The sequence below is a fragment of the Kribbella caucasensis genome, assembly GCF_004361855.1.
Classification (GTDB): domain Bacteria; phylum Actinomycetota; class Actinomycetes; order Propionibacteriales; family Kribbellaceae; genus Kribbella; species Kribbella caucasensis.
Window position 1 is genome coordinate 55,748 of sequence record NZ_SNWQ01000018.1, and the last position, 19,539, is coordinate 75,286.

The following is a 19,539-nucleotide window of genomic DNA, read 5'->3' on the forward strand; positions in this document are numbered from 1 at the left end:
CGGGACCGTGAACAGATACACAACCTGTCCGAGCTCCCGACAACTTGGTCACGGTCTCCGCTCTCGGCCACTCGACCGGGTCCTCGGCCGCGCCAAGGCAAGCCACCACGCAAGCGGCGGCCTTGAATACAAAATCAATTCGGCTGACTAAGCGGCATCGGGACTACGCTGCCACCACATGTGGCCGCAGACCCCCGAAGAAGCTGTCGCCGTCCAGGAGCAACTCCGGCACCTGGTCGACACGACCGGCCCCGGGCCCACCGAACCGCAGTACGTCGCCGGCCTGGACGTGGCGTACGACGGCGACGAGCTCGCCGCCGCGGTGGTCGTCCTCCACAACCTGCAGGAAGTCGACCGGGCTGTCGTCCGCGGCCGGACTACGTTCCCGTATCAGCCAGGCTTGTTCGCGTTCCGGGAGATCCCGGCCTTACTGGATGCGCTCGAGCAACTCCGGACCACACCGGATCTACTCGTCTGTGACGGTCAAGGGCTGGCCCATCCCCGGCGAATCGGCCTGGCCTGCCACCTCGGCGTACTGACCGGGCTGCCGAGCATCGGCGTCGGCAAGACCGCGTTCGTCGGCGAGTGGGCGGAGCCTGGTCCGCGGCGCGGCGACGCAAGCGACCTGTTGCTCGACGGAGAGATCGTCGGAAAGGTCCTGCGCACCCAGAACAAGACCAAGCCGGTCTTCGTCTCAGTAGGCCATCGCCTCAACCTCGCCACAGCAACCAAGCACATCCTCGACCTCACCCCGCATTACCGCCTCCCCGAAACGACCCGCGCCGCCGACCACACCTGCCGCCAAGCGCTGAAAGGAACCCACGGATGACCACGACCCACGAGTACGGCGAGCGGATCGGCACGACAGCTTCACTACGGGCCGGAGCGACCGCAGCAGTACTCGACGGCGATCGCCTGCTACTGACCAGACGCAGCGACAACGGCGAATGGTGTCTTCCCGGCGGCGGTATCGACCCGGGCGAACGGCCGGCCGAGACCGCCGAGCGAGAGGTCTTCGAGGAGACCGGACTGACCGTGCGCGCGACGGATCTGCTGGGCGTGTACTCCAACCCGGACGTCGTGGTCGTCTACGCCGACGGCAACCGGGTCCAGATCCTCGGCGTCCTCTTCCGCGCCGAGATCGTCGACGGTACCGCCGGGTTGTCCGTCGAGGTGACCGAGGTCGGCTGGTTCACCGCCGAGGAGGCAGCCAGGCTCACTGTGATCGCGAACCACGTGCCGCTGCTCCCGACGGCATTCGGGACCGCCGGGCCGTACTTCAACCGGTCAGCGCCGGAATAGCCGTCGTACGACGAGGGCGAGGATCGCGCCGATGAGGTACGGCGCGAGGCGGCGGGCCAAGGCTGGGAGCAGCGTGGAACTCAGCTCCAGCGCGGCCGGCTCCGCGGCCTTCACATCCGCCTGCTCCTCCGCGGCTGGCCCTTCCGCGACTGGCTCTGCCGCTCTTGTTCCCATCTCAATGGTCAGGCAGGTGACGAACTGGTCGAGGAGTTTGTCGCTGACTTCCTGCATCAGGCCGCGGCCGAACTGCGCGGGGCGACCTGTGACCGTCAGGTCCGTCTCGACCTTCACCGCCGTCGACGAACCCTTCTCGGTCAGCCTGGCCGTCACCCGCGCAGACGCCGTACCGTTCCCGCGTCGGTCCTTGCCCTTCGCCTCCACCACCGCGCGATGGGCGACCGGGTCGCGTTCGGCGAACGATCCGGTCCCGGTGTACTGCAACGAGACCGGCCCCAGCTTCACCCGGACAGATCCTTCGAACCCCTCACCGTCGAAGGACGTCAGGGTGGCGCCGGGAAAGCACGGCACTACCCGCTCGAGATCGTTGAACGCCCCCCACGCATCCTCGATCGGGACCGGCACCGTGAACTCATGGTCGAGCTTCATCCAGTACCTGCCGCCGCCAGCACCGCGCGCCGGGTCAACACCGACGCCAAGTGCCGCCGGTAGTCGGCGTCACCGTTCAGATCGGTCGGCGGCGACGTCCCGTCAGCAGCCCGTTCCGCGGCAGCCCGTACTGCGTCCGCGGTGGCCGGCTGCCCGACGAGTGCCTGCTCGACCGCCGTCGCCCGGATCGGCGTCGACCCCATGTTGGTGAGTCCGACCCGCGCCTCCGCGATGGTGTCGCCCTCCAGCCGGACGGCGGCCGCGACCGCCACGATCGACCATTGCTGCGCGACCCGGTTGAACTTCTCGTAGTGCGCACCCCAGCCGGTGTACTTGGGCACCCGGACCTCGACCAGTACCTCGTCCTCGCCGACCGCGGTGGTGAACACGCCCTGGAAGAACTCCGAAGCCCCGACCGTACGCCGCCCGCCGGGACCGGCGATCACGAACGACGCGTCCAGCGCGACCGCAACCGCGGGCAGGTCACCCGCCGGATCCGCATGCGCCAAGGACCCGCCGAACGTCCCGCGATGACGCACTTGAGGATCCGCGATCGTCGCGGTCGCCAGCGAGATCAGCCTCGCATGGTCGAACACCTGCGGATCGATCTGCACCACGCTGTGCGGGGTCATCGCGCCGATCACCAGAGCATCGCCGTCGTCACGGATCCCACGCAGCTCGTCGATCTTGCCGAGGTCGACGAGCGACTCGAACGCGGCAAGCCGGACCCGCAGTACCGCGAACAGGCTCTGACCGCCGGCCAGCACCTTCGCGTCCTCGTGGTCGTGGAGCAACGTCACCGCCTCGTCGACCGAGGTCGGCGCGTAGTACTCGAAACCTGCCGGGATCATGACCTCGTCCCTTCCTGAAGGGCCTTCCAGACCCGGTACGGCGAGCACGGCATCGGGATGTCGGTCACGCCGAGATGGCGGACCGCGTCCACGATCGCGTTCACCACGGCCGGCGTCGACGCGATCGTGCCGGCCTCACCGACCCCCTTCACGCCGAGCTGGTTCGTGGTCGCCGGCGTCTCGGTCCGCGCCGTCACGAAGGCCGGCAGGTCCGCCGCCGACGGAACCAGGTATTCGACGAACGATCCGGTCAGCAACGTGCCCGACTCGTCGTGCACGGCTTCCTCGAAGAGCGCTTGCGCGATCCCCTGGGCCAGGCCGCCGTGCACCTGTCCCTCGACGATCAACGGGTTCACCACCAGGCCGACGTCGTCGACGCTGACGTACGAGCGGATCTTCACCCCACCCGTCTCGGTGTCGACCTCGGTCGCGCACAGGTGAGTCCCGTGCGGGAAGGAGAAGTCGTCCGGATCCAGCGTCGCGTCCGCGTCCAGCGAGCGCTCCACGTCGGATCCGTCGAGCTTGTGTCCCTGGAAGACCGCGAACGCGAGCTCGCCCATGCTCATCCCCGATTCGGTGCCCCGGACCCCGAACCGGCCGCCGGTGAAGTCCAGGTCGTCGACGTTGGCCTCGAGCAACTGGGCCGCGATCGGCTTGGCCTTCTCGATCACCCGGTCGGCCGCGGCCAGGACGGCCATCCCACCGACAGCGAGCGAGCGGGACCCGTACGTGTCCAGCCCGCGAGCCGCGATCTGGGTGTCGCCGTGCAGCACTTCGACGTCCTCGAACGCCACGCCCAGCCGATCGGCGACGAGTTGGCTCCAGGCGGTCTCATGCCCCTGCCCGTGCGGACTCGTCCCGGTGATCACCTCTACCTTCCCGGTCGGCAGCATCCGGACCGAAGCGTGTTCCCAGCCGCCCCCGACGTACCCCATCGAGCCCAGCCAGCGCGACGGCGCCAGTCCGCACATCTCCGTGTACGTCGAGACGCCGATCCCGAGTTGGACCGGATCACCGGACTCCCGGCGTCGGCGTTGCTCGGCGCGCAGCGCGTCGTACCCGAACAGCTCCTTCGCCTTCGCGGTCGCCGCCTCGTAGTTGCCCGAGTCGTACCGCATCCCCGTCACGGTGTCGAACGGGAACTCCTCGTGCTTGATCCAGTTCCGCTCCCGGATCTCCAGTGGGTCGGCGCCCACCTCGGCGGCGAGCTCGTCCATCAGCCGCTCGATCGCGAACGTCGCCTCCGGCCGGCCGGCCCCCCGGTACGCGTCGGTCCAGGTCTTGTTGGTGAAGACGTTCGTGAAGGTCAGCCGGTACGCCGGGAACTTGTAGATGCCGTTGTACATCAGGGCCCCGAGCAACGGGATCGCCGACGTGACCAGGCCGAGGTAGGCACCCATGTCGGCCAGCAGTTCCGCCTTGAAGCCGGTCACCGTACCGTCCTTGGTCGCGGCGAGCGTGACCTTCTGCACCTGGTCCCGGCCGTGGTGGGCCGACATCAGCGACTCGGACCGGGACTCGCTGTACTTGCACGGCTTCCCGGTACGCCGGGCCGCGATGACGGTGAGCACCTCTTCGGGCGTGAACTGCAACTTGCCGCCGAAACCGCCACCGACATCGGGCGCGATCACCCGGATCTTGTGCTCCGGGATCCCGAGCACCAACGCGATGAAGATCCGGACGAAATGCGGGACCTGGGTCGCCGACCAGACGGTGAGCTGCTCGGCGGTCGGGTCGACGACGATCGACCGCGGTTCCATGAACGCGGGGATCAGCCGTTGCTGCCGGATCTCGCGTTCGATCACGATGCCGCTCTCCCGCGCCGTCGCGATCGCCGCGTCGACGTCCTGCCCGGTACCGGATTCGGCCGAGTCGAACGTCCACACCGCGGACACGTTCGTCCCGAGATCCGGATGCGCGAGCACCTCGTCGGCGGCGGACGCCTTCAGATCCAAGGCCGGCGGCAGTTCCTCGTAGTCCACGTCGACCAGTTCGGCGGCGTCGTCGGCCTCGGCGGCGGTCCGGGCCACCACCATGGCAACGATCTCGCCCGCGAACGCGACATGATCGACCGCCATCGACGGGTGGGTCGGCGCCTTCTGCTCGGGTACGACCGCCCAGGCGTTCGGCAGCGCACCCTGCTCGTCGGCCAGGTCGGTGCCGATCAGCACGGCCATCACACCAGGCGCGTTCTCCGCCGCCTCGGTGTCGATCCCCAGGATCCTGGCGTGCGCGAACGGGCTGCGCACCATTGCCAGATGCAACATGCCGGGCAGTACGACGTTGTCGGTCCAGCGGGTCCGGCCGGTGATCAGCCGGGCGTCCTCCTTGCGCTTGCGCGGCGCACCGATCTCGGCGGCCGGGCGTTCTTGTGTCGACGTCACTTCGCACCTCCCGCGGCGGCCTTCACGGCGCGGACGATGTTCTGGTAGCCCGTACAGCGGCAGAGGTTCCCCTCCAGCCCGAGCCGGATCTGGTCCTCGGTCGGGTCCGGGTTCTCGGCCAGCAGGTCGATCGACTGCATGATCATGCCGGGCGTGCAGTAACCGCACTGCAGGGCGTGGTTCTCGTGGAAGGCCTGCTGCATCGGATGCAGCTGGCCGTTCGTCGCCAGCCCCTCGATCGTGGTGACCTCGTGCCCGTCGGCCTGGACCGCCAGCACCGAGCAGGCCTTCACGCTCCGTCCGTCGAGGTGAACCGTGCAAGCGCCGCAGTTACCGGTGTCGCAACCGACTACCGTGCCCGTCTTCCCCAGTTGCTCGCGCAGGTAATGCACCAGCAGCGTGCGCGGCTCCACGTCATCCGTGTAGCTGCTTCCATCGACCTTCACCGTGACCCGGGTCATCCCAGCCTCCAGCCGTGAGCAGTGCCGTCCTCCCTGATCCTGCTACCGGTGTGACGTGGACCACAAGACCGAGCACCTCTCAACGGCCTAGTGGTGGATCGGTCCCGCCTGTCCCGACAAGCGATCCCCGACACCGCCCCAGCGCAGCGCGATGATCTCGGCGGCGATGCTGACCGCGGTCTCCTCCGGCGTCCGCGCGCCCAGATCCAGCCCGATCGGACTGGCCAGCCGGGCCAGCTCGGACTCGGTCAGCCCGGCCTCGCGGAGCCGCTTGAGCCGGTCGTCGTGGGTCCGCCGCGAGCCCATCGCCCCGACGTACGCGACCTCCGGCAGCCGGAGCGCGACCTCGAGCAGCGGTACGTCGAACTTCGGGTCGTGGGTGAGTACGCAGATCGCGGTCCGGCCGTCGATCCGGCCGGCCGCCACCTCGGCCTTCAGGTACCGGTGCGGCCAGTCGACCACCACCTCGTCGGCGGACGGGAACCGGGACGCGGTCGCGAAGACCCCGCGCGCATCGCAGACAGTCACCCGATACCCCAGGAACGAGCCGAGTTTCGCCACCGCCGCCGCGAAGTCGATCGCGCCGAACACCAGCAGCCGCGGCACCGGCGCGTACGACGAGACGAAGACCCGCATCCCCTCGCCCCGGCGCTGCCCCTCCGGCCCGTACTCCAACGTCTCCGTCCGCCCCGCCGCGAGCAACCCGCGCGCGTCATCGGCCACGGCGTCGTCGATCCGATCCGTTCCCAGGCTGCCAACCGTCGGTTCATCAGCGGGTCGCACCACGAGCCGCCGACCAATACGTGCGGTATCGGGATGCGCGACCACGGTGGCCACGGCGACCGGTCGGCCTGCGGCAACGTCGGCCGCCACCTCGCCCAGTTCCGGGTACGACGCCTGGTCGATGCGCTCGACGAAGATGTCCAGGATCCCGCCGCAGGTGAGGCCGACGGCGAATGCCGACTCGTCGCTCACGCCGTACCGCTGGAGCACCGGCTCACCGGACTCGAGGATCTCCTCGCCGAGTTGGTAGACCGCCCCCTCGACGCAACCGCCCGAGACACTGCCGACCGCCTCACCACCGGGGCCGACCAGCATCACCGCGCCCGGCGGCCGCGGCGCCGACTCGAACGTCGCCACAACGGTGCCGACGGCAACCGGTTGCCCCGCGTTCCACCAACCCATCAACTGCTCGAGCACGTCACGCATCGGCCACCACCTTCAGGAGATTCGCGAAGCTGGCCAGGCTGTGTCCCGCGATGAGGTCGTCCACCGACGGCAGCACGGCGACGATCCCCGCCTGGACGGGCAGATAGCCGGGCTTGCCGCGATGTGGATTGAGCCAGACGATCCGGTGCGCCAGCCGCTTCAGCCGGTGCAACTGCGCTCCCAGCAGGGCCGTGTCCCCACGTTCCCACCCGTCGCTGCAGACGACCACAACCGCTCGACGGACCGTCCCCCGCTGCCCCCAACGATCCAGGAACACCTTCAGCACCTCACCGAGCCGGGTGCCGCCCGACCAGTCCGGTACGACGTCCCCGGCCAGCCGTAGCGCGTACTCCGAGTCGCGGTGCCGCAGCGCCGACGTCACCCGGGTCAGCCTGGTCCCGATGGTGAACACCTCCACTTGACGCGGGGCCACCCGGACCATGGTGTGAGCGAGCCGCAGCAGGCTGTCGGCGTACGGGCGCATCGAGCCGGAGACGTCCACGAGCAGGACCACCCGGCGAGGTCGGATCCCGCGTCGCCGGTAGAGCACGCGCGCTGGTTCACCAACGTGGCGCAGTTGGGCCCTGAGGGTCCGTCGCGGGTCGATTTCGCCCGTGTGGGAGGGCCGTCGCCGGGCCGCACGCCGCCTCGGCGCCTGCGGTTTCAGGCTCGCGAACAACCGGAGCAACTCGGCCCGATCGGTGGCGGACAGCTCCGCCACATCCCGATGCCGCAGTACCTCGGTATCGCTGGCCGACACCGCGATCGCGTGGTCCTCCCCCTCGACACCGTTGTCCTCGGCATCAAGCCCGGCCTGTACGACGGTCGGCGCCGCCCGCGTCCGCCGGATCCCCCCGCTCGGCAGGTCGCCGGAGAACCACGCGGCGAACACCTCGTCGTACCGGGGAAAGTCGTCCGGATCGGCACACAGCGACGCCCGGCCGGCCCAGTAGACGTCAGCCGCGACGGCGATGTCGAGGGCGGCCACGGCCCGCAGGAACACCTGCACCCGGTCGGCGGTGATCGCCAGACCCGCGTGCCGCAGCGCGGAGGCGAACCCGGCCAATGAGAGGTCGGGCGACAGGTCCAGGCTGCTAGTCACCTAGCTCGCCAGCAATCGATCTAGGGACTCGCGGACACGTTCGGAGTCCTCGCGATATTTGAGCACGGCCCCCAACGTCGCGGCCGCGGACTGCACGTCCAGGGCGTCCGTACCGAGTGCGTCGATCGCCCGGGCCCAGTCGAGCGTCTCCGCCACGCCGGGCGGCTTGAGCAGGTCGAGTTCGCGCATCCGCTGCACCGATCGGGCGACCTGTTCGGCGAGCCGGCGGGACACTTCGGGCAGCCGGGTCCGGATGATCTCGACCTCGCGCTCCAGGCCGGGGTGGTCGATCCAGTGGTATAGACAGCGGCGTTTGAGCGCGTCGTGTACCTCGCGGGTCCGGTTGGAGGTGAGGACGACGATCGGCGGTACCTCCGCGCGGATCGTGCCCAGTTCGGGGATCGTCACCTCGTGGGTGGAGAGGACTTCGAGCAGGAACGCCTCGAACTCGTCGTCGGCCCGGTCGATCTCGTCCACCAGGAGCACGGCGGGACTCTCACGCAGAGCCCGGAGTACGGGCCGGGCGAGGAGGAACCGCTCGTCGAACAGGGACCGCTCGACCTCCTCGACCTCGGCGCCGCTGCTGGTCGCCTCGACCGTCCGTAGATGCAAGATCTGGCGCGGGAAGTCCCAGTCGTAGAGGGCCTGGGTCGAGTCGATGCCCTCGTAGCACTGCAGCCGGATCAGCTGCAGGTCGAGCGCCTCGGCGATGGCCAGGGCGAGAGCGGTCTTGCCGGTTCCGGGTTCGCCTTCCAGCAGCAGGGGGCGGTCGAGAGCGAGCGCGAGGTAGCCGACCGTGGCCAGGCCCTCGTCGGCGAGGTAACCGGTGCCCCGGAGTCGCGCGGCGAGGTCGGCCGCGGAACCGACGACGTTCATCTGATCAGCATCCGCCCAGCGAGCGCTGCTGCCAAGGAGTGTGAATTTCGCATGCTGGGCAGTGAGGTGTACCACGCGGTCGGACGTGTCCGGCGTGGCACGATGTTGACGTGACGACAATCGCAGACGGTTCGAAGTCCCTTCCCCTGCTGTTCCTGGGCCGCGACTCCGACCCGCACTCGGAGCGTGGCGTGGAGTGCCCGGGCGCGCTGCCCCCGGCCTCCGACCCGAACCTGGTCGAGCGGGCGCTGAAAGCCAAGGCCGCCCTCGGCGACCAGGTGTTCGTGCTGGGCCACCACTACCAGCGCGACGAGGTGATCCAGTTCGCCGATGTCACCGGCGACTCGTTCAAGCTCGCCCGGGACGCGGCGGCCCGCCCGGACGCGCCGTACATCGTGTTCTGCGGTGTGCACTTCATGGCCGAGTCCGCGGACATCCTGACCAACGAGAACCAGACGGTGATCCTGCCGGACCTCGCCGCCGGCTGCTCGATGGCTGACATGGCCCGGATCCAGCAGGTCGAGGCGGCCTGGGACGCCCTCGCCGACGCCGGTGTCGCCGATGTCACCGTGCCGGTCACGTACATGAACTCCAGCGCCGACATCAAGGCGTTCTGCGGCCGCAACGGCGGAGCGGTCTGTACTTCGAGCAACGCGGATGTCGCGCTCGAGTGGGCTTTCCAGCAGGGCGAGAAGGTGCTCTTCCTGCCCGACCAGCACCTCGGCCGCAACACCGCCGTCCTGAAGATGGGCATCAGCCTCGACGAGTGCGTCGTCTACGACCCGCACAAGCCGGGCGGCGGCCTGTCCCCTGAGCAGCTGGCGAACGCGAAGATGATCCTCTGGCGCGGGCACTGCTCGGTCCACGGCCGCTTCACCGCGGCCGCTGTGGATGACGTCCGCGCCCGCGTCCCCGGCGTACAGGTGCTCGTGCACCCTGAGTGCCAGCACGAGGTCGTCACCAAGGCGGACCTGGTCGGCTCGACGGAGTACATCATCCAGACCCTCGACGAGGCCGCGCCCGGGACGTCGTGGGCGGTCGGCACCGAGCTCAACCTGGTCCAGCGTCTCGCGAAGAAGCACGCCGACAAGAACATCGTCTTCCTGGACAAGACGGTCTGCTACTGCGCGACGATGAACCGCATCGACCTGCCCCACTTCGTCTGGGCGCTCGAGAACCTGGTCGCCGGCACCGTGGTCAACCCGATCAAGGTCGACGCCGACACGGAGCACTACGCCAAGATCGCTCTCGACCGCATGCTCGCCCTGCCGGGACTCAGCCACTCAGGAATGGCCGCCCGCGACTGACCCGCGGTTTCTCTGTCTACTGGGGGACGTGCGCGGTGGCGTACCAGGCGGCGAGGAGGGCTGGTAGGCGGTCGGGGCCCCAGCGATCTACCGGAGTGATGCGGCCGCGGAGGCCGGCGAGGCCGCGGGCGAGTTCGCCGACCACGTCGCCGCGCCAGGAGACGACGGCGCCTTCGTCAGGCCCGACGATGACGGACGGCCCGCCGCGATCGATGCACACCACCGGGCAGCCACTGGCGAGCGCCTCGGTCACCGCCCAACCGGCTGCCTCCCGCATTGCGGGCGCAAGCAAAGCATCGGCGCGCAACATCGCCGCGAGGACCTCCTCGCGCGGCAGTTGACCGGTGAACTCCACCCGATCCCGGATGCCGAGGCGCTCGGCCAGCCGCTCGGCGCGACGCCAGTCCGGCCCGTCACCGATCACCCTCAGCTCCCAGTTCGCCGCCTCGGGCCGAGCCATGGTGCTGATCGCCAGCATCACGCCCTTCCACGGGATCAGCCGGCCGACGAAGAGGGCCGTCTTCGCGCCCGGCGAGTACGGCTCGTACGGACCGGCCGCACTCGCGAACCGCCGGATCGCCACATTCGGCTGGACGACGATTTCGCGCGCCGCCTGGCCGAACGTCTCCGCGACATCGTTGTTCTGGGCAACCACCAGGTCGGCCGTCTGAGCGAGCCGGCGACCCACGAGTTTGCGGGCCACTCCGGTCCAGCCGCGGCGTACCAGCTCACCCACCAGACCACGCCCGCCCAGCCAGTGCGCCAGCGACAACGGCACCGCGGTGGACCCACCGATCGGACCCCAGATCACCTTCGCAGACGAATGCTGCACGACTCCGGCGGGCATCCAGTCGACCGCGAAGGTGAGGTGGTGGATCACGTCGAACGAGTGCTCCGCGTCCAGCCGGCGAGCGGTCCGCCCGGCCAGCCGCTGCCAGAGCGGGTAGTACCAGTAGACGTCGGCGTGCCGACGCCGCAGCCTGAGCAACCACTTCGGCAGCTCCAGCGGTACGACGGTCAGCGACGGGATCGGCCGGATCGCCAGTTCCTCGGTGAGCTCGTGCGCGAACTTGCCGCGGGTCAGCAGCCAGACATCGTGATCCCGCGCGGCCGCCTTCGCCCAGGCCCAGCCGGCGCCCGGTTCGGAGCCACCCTGCGGACGGCACGCGTACGCGCTGAGCAGGACCTTCGGCCGGCCGGCCATCAGGGCCCCTCCAGCAGCCGGCGGAGATCCGTGCTCGACGTGGACGCGGTGTACGGGAAGTAGTGCACGCTCGCACCGACCTCGCCGAGCAGCTTCTCCAGCCGGGTGCCCTTCTCGGTGCCCTTCCAGTCGTCACCTTTGAAGAGCACGTCGTACCGCAACTGCTTCCACATCTCGAACTTGTCGCTGGACCAGTCGCTGACCACCTCGTCGACCAGGCCGATCGCGCGGACCACCTCCATCCGCTCGTCGTGCGGGACCACCGGCGGCCGGCCCTTGATCTGGGCCACCACCTCGTCCTTGACCACACCGGCGATCAGGTAGTCGCAGTGCTCGCGGGCGCGACGCAGGATGTTCAGGTGTCCGATGTGGAACATGTCGTAGACGCCCGGCGCGTACCCGGTCACTCCCATCAGCGGACCACCTCCTTCGCCGGCCGGAGCGCTGCCGTCTCGCCGTACCACTTGGCGATCGCGGCCAGCAGGAAGACCAGGTTGGCCGCCAGCATCAGCCCGTACAGTACGGCGAACAGCGACGGCAGGCCAAGGGTCAGGAACACCAGGCAGAGGATGCCGTAGTCGGTCGGTGCGATCAGCAACGACTTCAGCACCGAATCGCCGCGGACATTGGACGTCGTGCCACCATGCCGCCGGCGCAGCTGGTCGATCAGGATCAGCCCGAAGAACATCACCGCGGACACGCACAAATAGCCGAGCGGGACCAGCAGCACGAACTCGTTGCTGAAGGCATCGAACCGGTAGAACGAGACCAGCACCGCGCTATGCAGCAGCACGATCTTCACGCAGTCGATCATGTGGTCGAGCCATTCACCGAGCGGCGACCCGCCACCCCGCAACCGGGCGAGCTGTCCGTCGGCCGAGTCGAGCGCATACCCGAGCACAAGGAACGCGGTGACCACCAGGGCCAACGGCAGGCTCGGCTCGACCGTCGCGATCAGCACGATGCCAATCAACGAGCAGAACCCGCTCGCCAGGCTCACCTGGTTCGGCGTACGGCCGAGCTGGAACGCGCCCGCCGCAAGATACCGCCCGAGCCGCCGGTTGACGAACCGCGAGTACGCCGGGGTGCCGGCGGATGGTTTCTGGGCGCGGACCAGTTCCGCGACGACTTCGCCGTAGGAGCGGGCGGTCATGCGACGGAACTGCGCGACTGCCGCGGGCCGATCGCGGCGCGCAGGATCTGGCTGCGGGAACCTCGTCCGGCGGCCAGGGTGCTGATCAGCCCGGCGGGAATCCCGTCCAGCTCGTCAGCACCGAGCACACCGTCGGTCCCGTCAGCGGCGAACACCGTCCGTACCCCCAGCACGCCGGTCAGCCACTCGGGCTCGACGTCTTCCACCACAACCGTTTCGTCCACACAGCGCAGGTGCTCGATGATCTGGGCCCGTTCGAGGAGCGGAACGAAGGGCCGGTCACCCCAGGCGTCCTCGGCCCAGTCGTCGGACAGCACGCCGACGATCAACCGGTCGCACTGCTGCCGGGCACGTTCGAGCACGTCCAGGTGACCGACATGGAACAGGTCGAAGACACCGGTCAGATACCCGATGCGTTGCGGCACCATGCGCTCCCCCACTCGCCGACCTTACACCGAGTAGTCACGCTCCGCCTAGCAGCCACTACGTTCAGCCAGGCACGGCGCGCCCGGTCAGGCGCGGGCCGGGTGCCGGGCGATCGCATCGGCATAGATCCTCTCCGTGGCGGCCAGGTCCCGCTCCGGGGTGAAGCGCTCGAGATAGACCTGCCGGGCTCGTTCCCCGCAGGCTATCGAAGTCGTAGGGTCCGTGATCAACTCGATCGCCTTCCGCAATCCAGCCGAATCACCGGGTTCGGTCAACGCTCCGGTCTCCCCGTCATCCACCAACTCGGCCAGCGCTCCGATCCGGGACGCGACCACCGGTACGCCGTGCGCGAACGCCTCCACAACCACAAGGCCGAACGTCTCATAAGACCGCGCCGGTACGACGACGGCGCGCGCGGACCGTAGTACTTCCATGCATTCCTCCCACGGCAGCGCGCCGAGCACCTTTATCGACGGATCCCGCGCGGCTCGGGCATCGGCCTCACCCCTCAGCGGGCCGTCACCGATGATGATCAACTCCCCCAGCGAAGAGTCCCACGCCTGGAGCAGATCGGCGAAACCCTTCTCCTCGGTCAGCCGGCCGAGGAACACGACCCCGTCACCCGCGCCCTCGCGAACCCTGCCGGAGAAGGGAACGGCATGCGGCTTGACCACGATCTGCCCGCCGTCGAACCCGCCGGCGACGTAGCGCGAGCGGACGAACTCCGATGGCGCGACCAACGTGGTGACGTATCGCTGCCAGGTCCGGAGGCTCTTGTGCACCGTGATCCCGGTGACGAGCGGGATGGTCTGCACCTTCGACTCGCGGTAGCAGCCGTGCACCGCACCGCGCCACGGAATCCGGCCGACGCAGGCTTCACACGGACCACCGTCGCGCTGCAGTACGCCGTTGGCGCACATCAGGCGGAAGTTGTGCAGTGTGGCCACGACCGGGAGACCCAGCTTGTGCGCGGCCCGCAGTACCGACGGACTGAGGAGCGGGAAGGTGTTGTGCACGTGCACGATGTCGGGCCGCCGCTCGTGCAATCGGAGTGTTAAATCGCGTTCGTCGCCGAATGACCAAACGGAGCGGAACGGTAACAGAGCGCGATCTTTTCGGCCGAAGCGCGCGATTTCGTCGCTGTTTTGCACGTATTGGTCGACCTCATGTCCTGAGTTACGCAATAAAACAGCCGTTTGATCCACTACCGTGTTCTCGCCACTGGGTTGACCCGATCGATACCGGTTGTGAAGGATGGCGACCCGCATGAGCACCACCCTAGGCCGTCGGTCAGAGGTTTCCGCGGTGGTGACGACTGGTACGTGAGGCGCACCGGGGGACGTGGTACCGCGTGCCGCGAAACACCCCGGAGGGTGCTTTGAGGAAGTTCATGTCGGCGAAGCCGGCGTTGTTCGCCACCATCGCGGTCGTGGTGGTTGGCGCAGCAGTCGCTTACCCCGTGAACTCCCATCAGAAGAACGCGGCATCCACCGAGAAGTCACGCACCAAAGACGACAATGCGGCCGCCGGGACCGGCTTCCTTCCTTCGCCTTCGCCGTCGCTGCCGCCGGGCACTGTGTCCAGCAAGCCGCCGACCGTCGCACCGTCGGCCAAGCCCACCACCCCTGGCCCGAAGAAGAAGCCGACCGCCGCCAAGCCGACCACTGATTCCGGGACCACCAAGCCTGTCGTCACCAGTGACAGCGCGGGCCCGAGCGTCGCCGGTCCGTGCAGCGGCGTCTCGATCAAGCCCGGACAGAACGCGCAGTCCGTCGTCAACGCACACCCATCCGGCACCACCTTCTGCTTCGCCGCCGGCCTGCACCGGATCAGCGAGACGATCCGCCCGAAGGCCAACCAGACAATCGCGAGCGCCAAGCGCGCAGTACTGACCGGCTCGACCCCGCTGACCAGTTGGAGCAAGTCGGGTGCGGCCTGGGTGACCCGCGGTGCCCTGCCGCCGGCGTACGGGAAGGCCGGGCAGTGTGAGGACAACACGGCCAACATCTGCAGCCTGCGCGAGCAGCTGTTCCTGGACGGCGACCACCTGACCCGGGTGGCGTCGCTCGGCGCGGTCAAGGCCGGCACCTTCTACGCCGACTACGCCGCCGACGCGATCTACCTCGGCAGCAACCCGTCCGGGCACTCGGTGGAGATGTCGAAGACGGCGACCGCGATCGCGTCGAACCAGCCCGGCGTCACCGTCCGCGGTCTCACCATCGAGCACTTCGCCAGCCCCGCCCAGGCCGGCGCGCTGGTCTCCGGTCCGGGCTGGAAGGTGAAGGCGAACGAGGTCCGGTGGAACAAGTCCGTCGGCCTGATGCTGGTGAACGCCGACAACGCGCGGATCGAGCGCAACCTGGTCCACCACAACGGCCAGCTCGGCCTCGGCCAGTACAGCTCTGCACAGGCGAACGTCACCTCGAATGTGATCACCTCGAACAACACCGACGGCTTCTGGATCGCCGACTGGGAGTCCGGCGGGATGAAGTCGACCCGGTCGTCGGGTGTGGTCAGCGGCAACCTGATCCGGGCCAACAAGGGCATCGGGATCTGGGCCGACGTGGCCGACGACGGGCGGCTGATCAGCAACAACAAGATCGTCGACAACGCGGCGGACGGGATCCGGTTCGAGATCAGCCGCAACGGCGTGATCGAGAAGAACACGGTCACCGGCAACGGGTTCGGCACCGGCCGCGGCTCAGGTTCGTCGCTGTGGGACGGCGGCGGGATCAACGTCAACACGTCGACGAACGTCCAGGTCCGCAACAACGTTGTCACCGGCAACGTCAACGGCATCTCCATCCAGTCCCGCACCCGCGGCGACGGACCGTGGGGGCGCTACCTGCTCCGCAACGTGCGCGTCACCGGCAACACGGTCGGGATGCCCGGCGGCACCCAGGCCACCGGGCTGGTGCAGAACTCGGGCGCCGAGGTGCCGGTCGGCCAGCTGATCTTCAGCGGCAACCGGTACGAGCTGGACCAGCTGGCGGCGCAGCGCTTCGCCAAGGCCGGTACGAAGCTCACCGCCGAGGGCTGGCGCCAGGCCGGTTACGACACGATCGGCAGCTTCACGGCGAGCTGAGGGCAACCTGCCCGGCAAGCTGAGGGCCTAGGGCAAGGATTCCTCACGGAGCGCGATCTCGGCCACGCAGCGCGACCGAATTGGGTGCGCACGGCAAACAAATGTCCGACACTGGCCGTCGGCAACGAACTTTGCGTGTTGCCATGACTGCGTCAGGTAGTAATCTTTCCCGGGTAAGCCGCACCAGGGGGGTGCAGAACCTGTACCTCTACGCCCCGGAGGGCCGCGGTGAAGAAGTCATCGACCGTCATCTCCGTCACGGCACTAGTCCTGACGGCACCTCTCGTAAGCTCGGCGCCCGCCGCTGCGACGGCGTACGAACCGGATCCACCGACACCGGTCGCGCCGCCCGCGATCGCGCTTCCCCCGCTTCCCACCAACATGCCGACGCTTTCCAACGTGGATGCCCTGCGCATCGGTCCGTCCAGTGTCGTGCCCTGCATCGGTGTGGAGATCCGCCCCGGCCAGGAAGCCGCCGACGTGGTCGCCAACTACCCGACCGGTACGACGTTCTGCTTCGCCGCGGGCCTGCACCGGATCACCCGCATGATCGTCCCGAAGGCGAACCAGATCATCGGCAGCGACGAGGACGCCGTACTGACCGGGTCGGTCCCGCTCACCGGCTGGACCGCGACCGGCGGCGACTGGGTCGTGAAGGGCGTGCTCCCGGCGGCGTACGGGCGAACCGGCCAATGCGAGGACAACATCGCCAACGTCTGCTATCTGCGTGAACAGTTGTTCCTCGACGGCAGACACCTGACCCGCGTCGCCACCCGGGAAAAGGTTGTCCCCGGCACCTTCTTCGGCGACTACGCGGCGAACGCCGTCTTCCTCGGCGACAACCCGGCCGGCCGGTCCGTCGAGATGTCCAAGACCCCGACCGCGATCCAGTCCACGGCCACCGGCGTCACCGTACGCGGCCTCACCATCGAGCACTTCGCCACCGCGCCCCAGGCCGGCGCGATCGTCCTCGGCCCGAAGTGGAAGGTCGTTGCCAACGACATCCGCTGGAACCACGCGGTCGGCGCGATGCTCGTCAACGCCGACGGCGCCGCCCTGGAACGCAACCTGATCCAGCACAACGGCCAGCTCGGCATCGGCCAGTACAGCACCGTCAACGGCACCATCTCCGACAATCAGGTCAGCAACAACAACACCGACGGCTTCTGGATCGCCGACTGGGAGTCCGGCGGGATCAAGACCACCTGGTCCACCGGCGGTACGGTGACCGGCAACCTGATCCAGGGCAACCTCGGCGTCGGCCTCTGGAGCGACGCGTACGACGACGGCCGCACCTTCAGCGACAACCAGATCGTCGACAACGCCGCCGACGGGATCCGCTACGAGATCGGCCGCAACGGCGTGATCGAGAACAACACCATCACCGGCAACGGCCTCGGTACCGGCCGCGGCTCCGGTACGTCGCTGTGGGACGGCGGCGGTATCAACGTGAACACGTCGACGAATGTCCAGGTCCGCAACAACGTTGTCACCGGCAACGTCAACGGCATCTCTATCCAGTCCCGCACCCGCGGCAGTGGTCCCTGGGGCCTCAACGTCCTCCGCGACGTGTCCGTCACCGGCAACAAGGTCACCATGAAACAAGGCACCGCCGCCACCGGCATGGTGCAGAACTCCGGCTCCCCCATCCCCACCGGCGAGGTGGTCCTCAGCACCAACACCTACGTCCTGGACAGCCTCATGACCAACCGCTTCCAGAAGTTCGGCCAATGGTTCACCGCCCCCCAATGGCAAAAGGCCGGCCTCGACGCCAACAGCAAATTCACCACCAAATAGCCCACCCACCCCCACACGCCGCCCACCCCCAACCCGCGGGCCACGCCTCGACCCAAGGCCCGTCTGACGGTTCTCTGCAGACGCGAGCGGTAGCCTGCTGCTGTCGACGGAGGGCAGCAGGTGGACGACCACGATGACAGCCTGCACCGGGCAAGGCAGGCGTCCGCGGCACAGGAATGGCGCGGCGCCGCTGACTCATTTGACGCGGTCGCGCCGGATCGACTGACCGCCAATGACCTCGCCGCCTACGCCGACGCGGTGTGGTGGCTGGGGCGGATCGAGGACGCCCTGAGACTCGACGCTGCGGCGTGCGACGCCCTTGTTGCCGAATCGCGTCCGGCCGATGCCGCGGGGGTTGCTTTCCGTCTCGGGGTCTTCCACGTCGGGAGAGGCGACGAGCCGCTGGGTATGGGTTGGTTGAGCCGTTCCAAGCATCTGCTCGAGGGTGTCCGGGAGTGCCGGGTGCATGGGCTCCTGCTGCTGTTGACGGGCGTGGAGGCCAACCTGGTGGCCGGCCAGCCTGCTGTGGCGGTGGATGCAGCCCGGCAGATCCGTGACCTCGGCCGACGGCTGAACGAGCCGGACCTGGTGGCTCTGGGGCTGAATGGCGAAGGGCGCGCGCTCATCAAGTCGGGCGCGGTCGCAGACGGGTTGGCGCTGCTCGACGAGGCGATGGTGACTGTCCGGGAGGGCAGGCTGGATCCGTTCATGACGGGTGTCCTCTACTGCCATACCATCGCGGCCTGTCATGAGGTCTGTGACGTTCGTCGGATGACTCGGTGGACGGAACTGGCCGAGAGGTGGCTGACTACCGTGCCCGCCGAAGTAACGTTCGGCGCCATGTGTGCGGTGCACCGAGCGCAGCTCCAACTGCTGCGCGGCGCGTGGGACGAGGCTGAGTTCGGAGCGCTGCATGTGGTTGCGAGCCTCGACGTCAATCGGCTCGACTATGCCGCACAGGCCTGGTACGTCGTTGCCGAGGTTCGCCGGTTGCGCGGTGAGGCCGGCGCTGCCGAGGCGTACGCCGAAGCGCACGCCCGCGGATACGACCCGCAGCCGGGGCGGGCGTTGCTTCGGCTTGCCGATGGTGACGCCGAGGGTGCGTTGGCGTCGGTGCTCTCGGCAGTGGCCGCGGCAGGTCCCGATCCGCTGCTCCGCGCCCCGCTGTGTGCGGCGCTGGTCGAGATCGCGATCGCCGCCGGACATCCGCAGGACGCTGCAGCTGCCGCGTCCGAGCTCGCGAAGACGGCATCCACCTTCGCCACCTCAGGACTCGAGGCGATGGCGGCAACCGCGCGCGGTGCGGTGTTGCTGGCTGAGGGCAACGTCGCGGAGGCACTGCCAGTGCTGCGCGACGCCTGCCGGCGCTGGTACGAACTCGGGTCTGTCTACGATGCCGCCGGTACCTGCGTCCGGCTCGCCGAGGCCTACCGGGCGTTCGGCGACGCGGCTTCCGCAGACGCGGAGCTGGCGCGGGCGACGGCAGTCTATGAGCGGTTGGGTGCGCACCGACCGATGCGCGAGTTGCCCGATGGCCTGACCCCGCGTGAGTGCGAAGTGCTCACGCTGGTGGCCGACGGACGCTCCAACCGCGAGATCGGTGCTGCGCTGTTCATCAGTGACCGGACGGTTGCCCGGCACCTGACGAACATCTACAACAAGATCGGTGTCACCTCGCGCACCCATGCTGCCCGCTACGCCATCGACCATCAGCTGACAGTGGCTCGCTGACGCGTCAGCGGCTACGCATAACCGCGTAGTCGCGCAGAGGCAAGT

General features: G+C 68.5%; 18 protein-coding genes. 6 read left to right on the plus strand and 12 right to left on the minus strand.

Features of this window, described 5'->3' with window-relative positions:
* The first annotated feature begins 178 nt into the window (after positions 1-178).
* A complete protein-coding gene (locus EV643_RS31045) occupies positions 179-829 on the plus strand; it encodes an endonuclease V (protein WP_133803735.1) in 651 nt (216 codons plus the stop codon).
* The gene (locus EV643_RS31050; RefSeq protein ID WP_133803736.1) at positions 826-1,302 is read left to right on the plus strand and encodes an NUDIX domain-containing protein; all 477 of its coding nucleotides are present in this window, start codon (positions 826-828) and stop codon (positions 1,300-1,302) included. Before EV643_RS31045 ends, EV643_RS31050 begins: the two co-directional genes overlap by 4 nt.
* On the opposite strand, the gene EV643_RS31055 is transcribed toward EV643_RS31050, so the two are convergent.
* The 7 genes from EV643_RS31055 to EV643_RS31085 form a co-directional block, all read right to left on the minus strand.
* Positions 1,288-1,908, minus strand: coding sequence for an SRPBCC family protein (locus EV643_RS31055; protein ID WP_133803737.1), 621 nt, complete (start codon positions 1,906-1,908; stop codon positions 1,288-1,290). The two genes, EV643_RS31050 and EV643_RS31055, sit on opposite strands and share 15 nt — an antisense overlap.
* Positions 1,905-2,759 (minus strand): FAD binding domain-containing protein, encoded by an 855-nt coding sequence (locus EV643_RS31060; RefSeq protein ID WP_133803738.1) that lies wholly within the window; start codon positions 2,757-2,759, stop codon positions 1,905-1,907. The genes EV643_RS31055 and EV643_RS31060 overlap by 4 nt, the downstream gene beginning before the upstream one ends.
* Positions 2,756-5,143: a xanthine dehydrogenase family protein molybdopterin-binding subunit gene (locus EV643_RS31065; protein ID WP_133803739.1), complete on the minus strand. Its 2,388-nt coding sequence runs from the start codon at positions 5,141-5,143 to the stop codon at positions 2,756-2,758. Before EV643_RS31065 ends, EV643_RS31060 begins: the two co-directional genes overlap by 4 nt.
* On the minus strand, positions 5,140-5,604 hold the full coding sequence (locus EV643_RS31070; RefSeq protein ID WP_133803740.1) for a (2Fe-2S)-binding protein: 465 nt from the start codon (positions 5,602-5,604) through the stop codon (positions 5,140-5,142). Before EV643_RS31070 ends, EV643_RS31065 begins: the two co-directional genes overlap by 4 nt.
* Before the next feature lie 87 nt (positions 5,605-5,691).
* Positions 5,692-6,813, minus strand: coding sequence for an XdhC family protein (locus EV643_RS31075; RefSeq protein WP_133803741.1), 1,122 nt, complete (start codon positions 6,811-6,813; stop codon positions 5,692-5,694).
* Positions 6,806-7,915 carry a vWA domain-containing protein gene (locus EV643_RS31080; RefSeq protein ID WP_133803742.1) on the minus strand — a complete coding sequence of 370 codons (1,110 nt, stop codon included), beginning with the start codon at positions 7,913-7,915 and terminating at the stop codon, positions 6,806-6,808. Before EV643_RS31080 ends, EV643_RS31075 begins: the two co-directional genes overlap by 8 nt.
* Entirely contained in the window at positions 7,916-8,791 is an 876-nt protein-coding gene (locus EV643_RS31085; protein ID WP_133803743.1) for an AAA family ATPase, read from the minus strand.
* Positions 8,792-8,901: 110 nt separating this feature from the next.
* On the opposite strand from EV643_RS31085, the gene nadA reads away from it, so the two are divergent.
* The gene (nadA, locus tag EV643_RS31090) at positions 8,902-10,098 is read left to right on the plus strand and encodes a quinolinate synthase NadA (protein WP_133803744.1); all 1,197 of its coding nucleotides are present in this window, start codon (positions 8,902-8,904) and stop codon (positions 10,096-10,098) included.
* Positions 10,099-10,114: 16 nt separating this feature from the next.
* Here the strand turns inward: nadA and EV643_RS31095 are convergent, their stop codons facing one another.
* From EV643_RS31095 to EV643_RS31115, 5 genes are all read right to left on the minus strand, one after another.
* Positions 10,115-11,302 carry a glycosyltransferase gene (locus EV643_RS31095; RefSeq protein WP_133803745.1) on the minus strand — a complete coding sequence of 396 codons (1,188 nt, stop codon included), beginning with the start codon at positions 11,300-11,302 and terminating at the stop codon, positions 10,115-10,117.
* Positions 11,302-11,715, minus strand: a complete 414-nt coding sequence (locus tag EV643_RS31100; protein ID WP_133803746.1) for an FAD synthase family protein — start codon at positions 11,713-11,715, stop codon at positions 11,302-11,304. The genes EV643_RS31095 and EV643_RS31100 overlap by 1 nt, the downstream gene beginning before the upstream one ends.
* Positions 11,715-12,455, minus strand: a complete 741-nt coding sequence (locus EV643_RS31105; protein WP_133803747.1) for a CDP-alcohol phosphatidyltransferase family protein — start codon at positions 12,453-12,455, stop codon at positions 11,715-11,717. Before EV643_RS31105 ends, EV643_RS31100 begins: the two co-directional genes overlap by 1 nt.
* On the minus strand, positions 12,452-12,895 hold the full coding sequence (locus EV643_RS31110; protein ID WP_238165910.1) for an adenylyltransferase/cytidyltransferase family protein: 444 nt from the start codon (positions 12,893-12,895) through the stop codon (positions 12,452-12,454). The genes EV643_RS31105 and EV643_RS31110 overlap by 4 nt, the downstream gene beginning before the upstream one ends.
* 72 nt (positions 12,896-12,967) lie before the next feature.
* Positions 12,968-14,149: a glycosyltransferase gene (locus EV643_RS31115; RefSeq protein ID WP_133803748.1), complete on the minus strand. Its 1,182-nt coding sequence runs from the start codon at positions 14,147-14,149 to the stop codon at positions 12,968-12,970.
* 122 nt (positions 14,150-14,271) lie between these two features.
* Between EV643_RS31115 and EV643_RS31120 the strand changes: the two genes are divergently transcribed.
* The 3 genes from EV643_RS31120 (at position 14,272) to EV643_RS46750 (ending at position 19,494) form a co-directional block, all read left to right on the plus strand.
* Positions 14,272-15,966, plus strand: a complete 1,695-nt coding sequence (locus EV643_RS31120; RefSeq protein ID WP_238165911.1) for a right-handed parallel beta-helix repeat-containing protein — start codon at positions 14,272-14,274, stop codon at positions 15,964-15,966.
* Between the two features lie 228 nt (positions 15,967-16,194).
* A complete protein-coding gene (locus tag EV643_RS31125) occupies positions 16,195-17,763 on the plus strand; it encodes a right-handed parallel beta-helix repeat-containing protein (RefSeq protein ID WP_238165912.1) in 1,569 nt (522 codons plus the stop codon).
* Positions 17,764-17,883: 120 nt separating this feature from the next.
* On the plus strand, positions 17,884-19,494 hold the full coding sequence (locus tag EV643_RS46750) for a LuxR family transcriptional regulator (protein WP_133803749.1): 1,611 nt from the start codon (positions 17,884-17,886) through the stop codon (positions 19,492-19,494).
* Positions 19,495-19,539 lie beyond the last annotated feature (45 nt).

What these genes read in the sequence shown, in the direction of transcription:
- EV643_RS31060 (WP_133803738.1), bottom strand. Translation starts at nt 2,759, where the DNA reads ATGATCCCGGCAGGTTTCGAGTACTACGCGCCGACCTCGGTCGACGAG.
- EV643_RS31045 (WP_133803735.1), top strand. Translation starts at nt 179, where the DNA reads ATGTGGCCGCAGACCCCCGAAGAAGCTGTCGCCGTCCAGGAGCAACTC.
- EV643_RS31070 (WP_133803740.1), bottom strand. Translation starts at nt 5,604, where the DNA reads ATGACCCGGGTCACGGTGAAGGTCGATGGAAGCAGCTACACGGATGAC.
- EV643_RS31095 (WP_133803745.1), bottom strand. Translation starts at nt 11,302, where the DNA reads ATGGCCGGCCGGCCGAAGGTCCTGCTCAGCGCGTACGCGTGCCGTCCG.
- EV643_RS31120 (WP_238165911.1), top strand. Translation starts at nt 14,272, where the DNA reads ATGTCGGCGAAGCCGGCGTTGTTCGCCACCATCGCGGTCGTGGTGGTT.
- EV643_RS31100 (WP_133803746.1), bottom strand. Translation starts at nt 11,715, where the DNA reads ATGGGAGTGACCGGGTACGCGCCGGGCGTCTACGACATGTTCCACATC.
- EV643_RS31115 (WP_133803748.1), bottom strand. Translation starts at nt 14,149, where the DNA reads ATGCGGGTCGCCATCCTTCACAACCGGTATCGATCGGGTCAACCCAGT.
- EV643_RS31075 (WP_133803741.1), bottom strand. Translation starts at nt 6,813, where the DNA reads ATGCGTGACGTGCTCGAGCAGTTGATGGGTTGGTGGAACGCGGGGCAA.
- EV643_RS31055 (WP_133803737.1), bottom strand. Translation starts at nt 1,908, where the DNA reads ATGAAGCTCGACCATGAGTTCACGGTGCCGGTCCCGATCGAGGATGCG.
- EV643_RS31050 (WP_133803736.1), top strand. Translation starts at nt 826, where the DNA reads ATGACCACGACCCACGAGTACGGCGAGCGGATCGGCACGACAGCTTCA.
- EV643_RS31085 (WP_133803743.1), bottom strand. Translation starts at nt 8,791, where the DNA reads ATGAACGTCGTCGGTTCCGCGGCCGACCTCGCCGCGCGACTCCGGGGC.
- EV643_RS31105 (WP_133803747.1), bottom strand. Translation starts at nt 12,455, where the DNA reads ATGACCGCCCGCTCCTACGGCGAAGTCGTCGCGGAACTGGTCCGCGCC.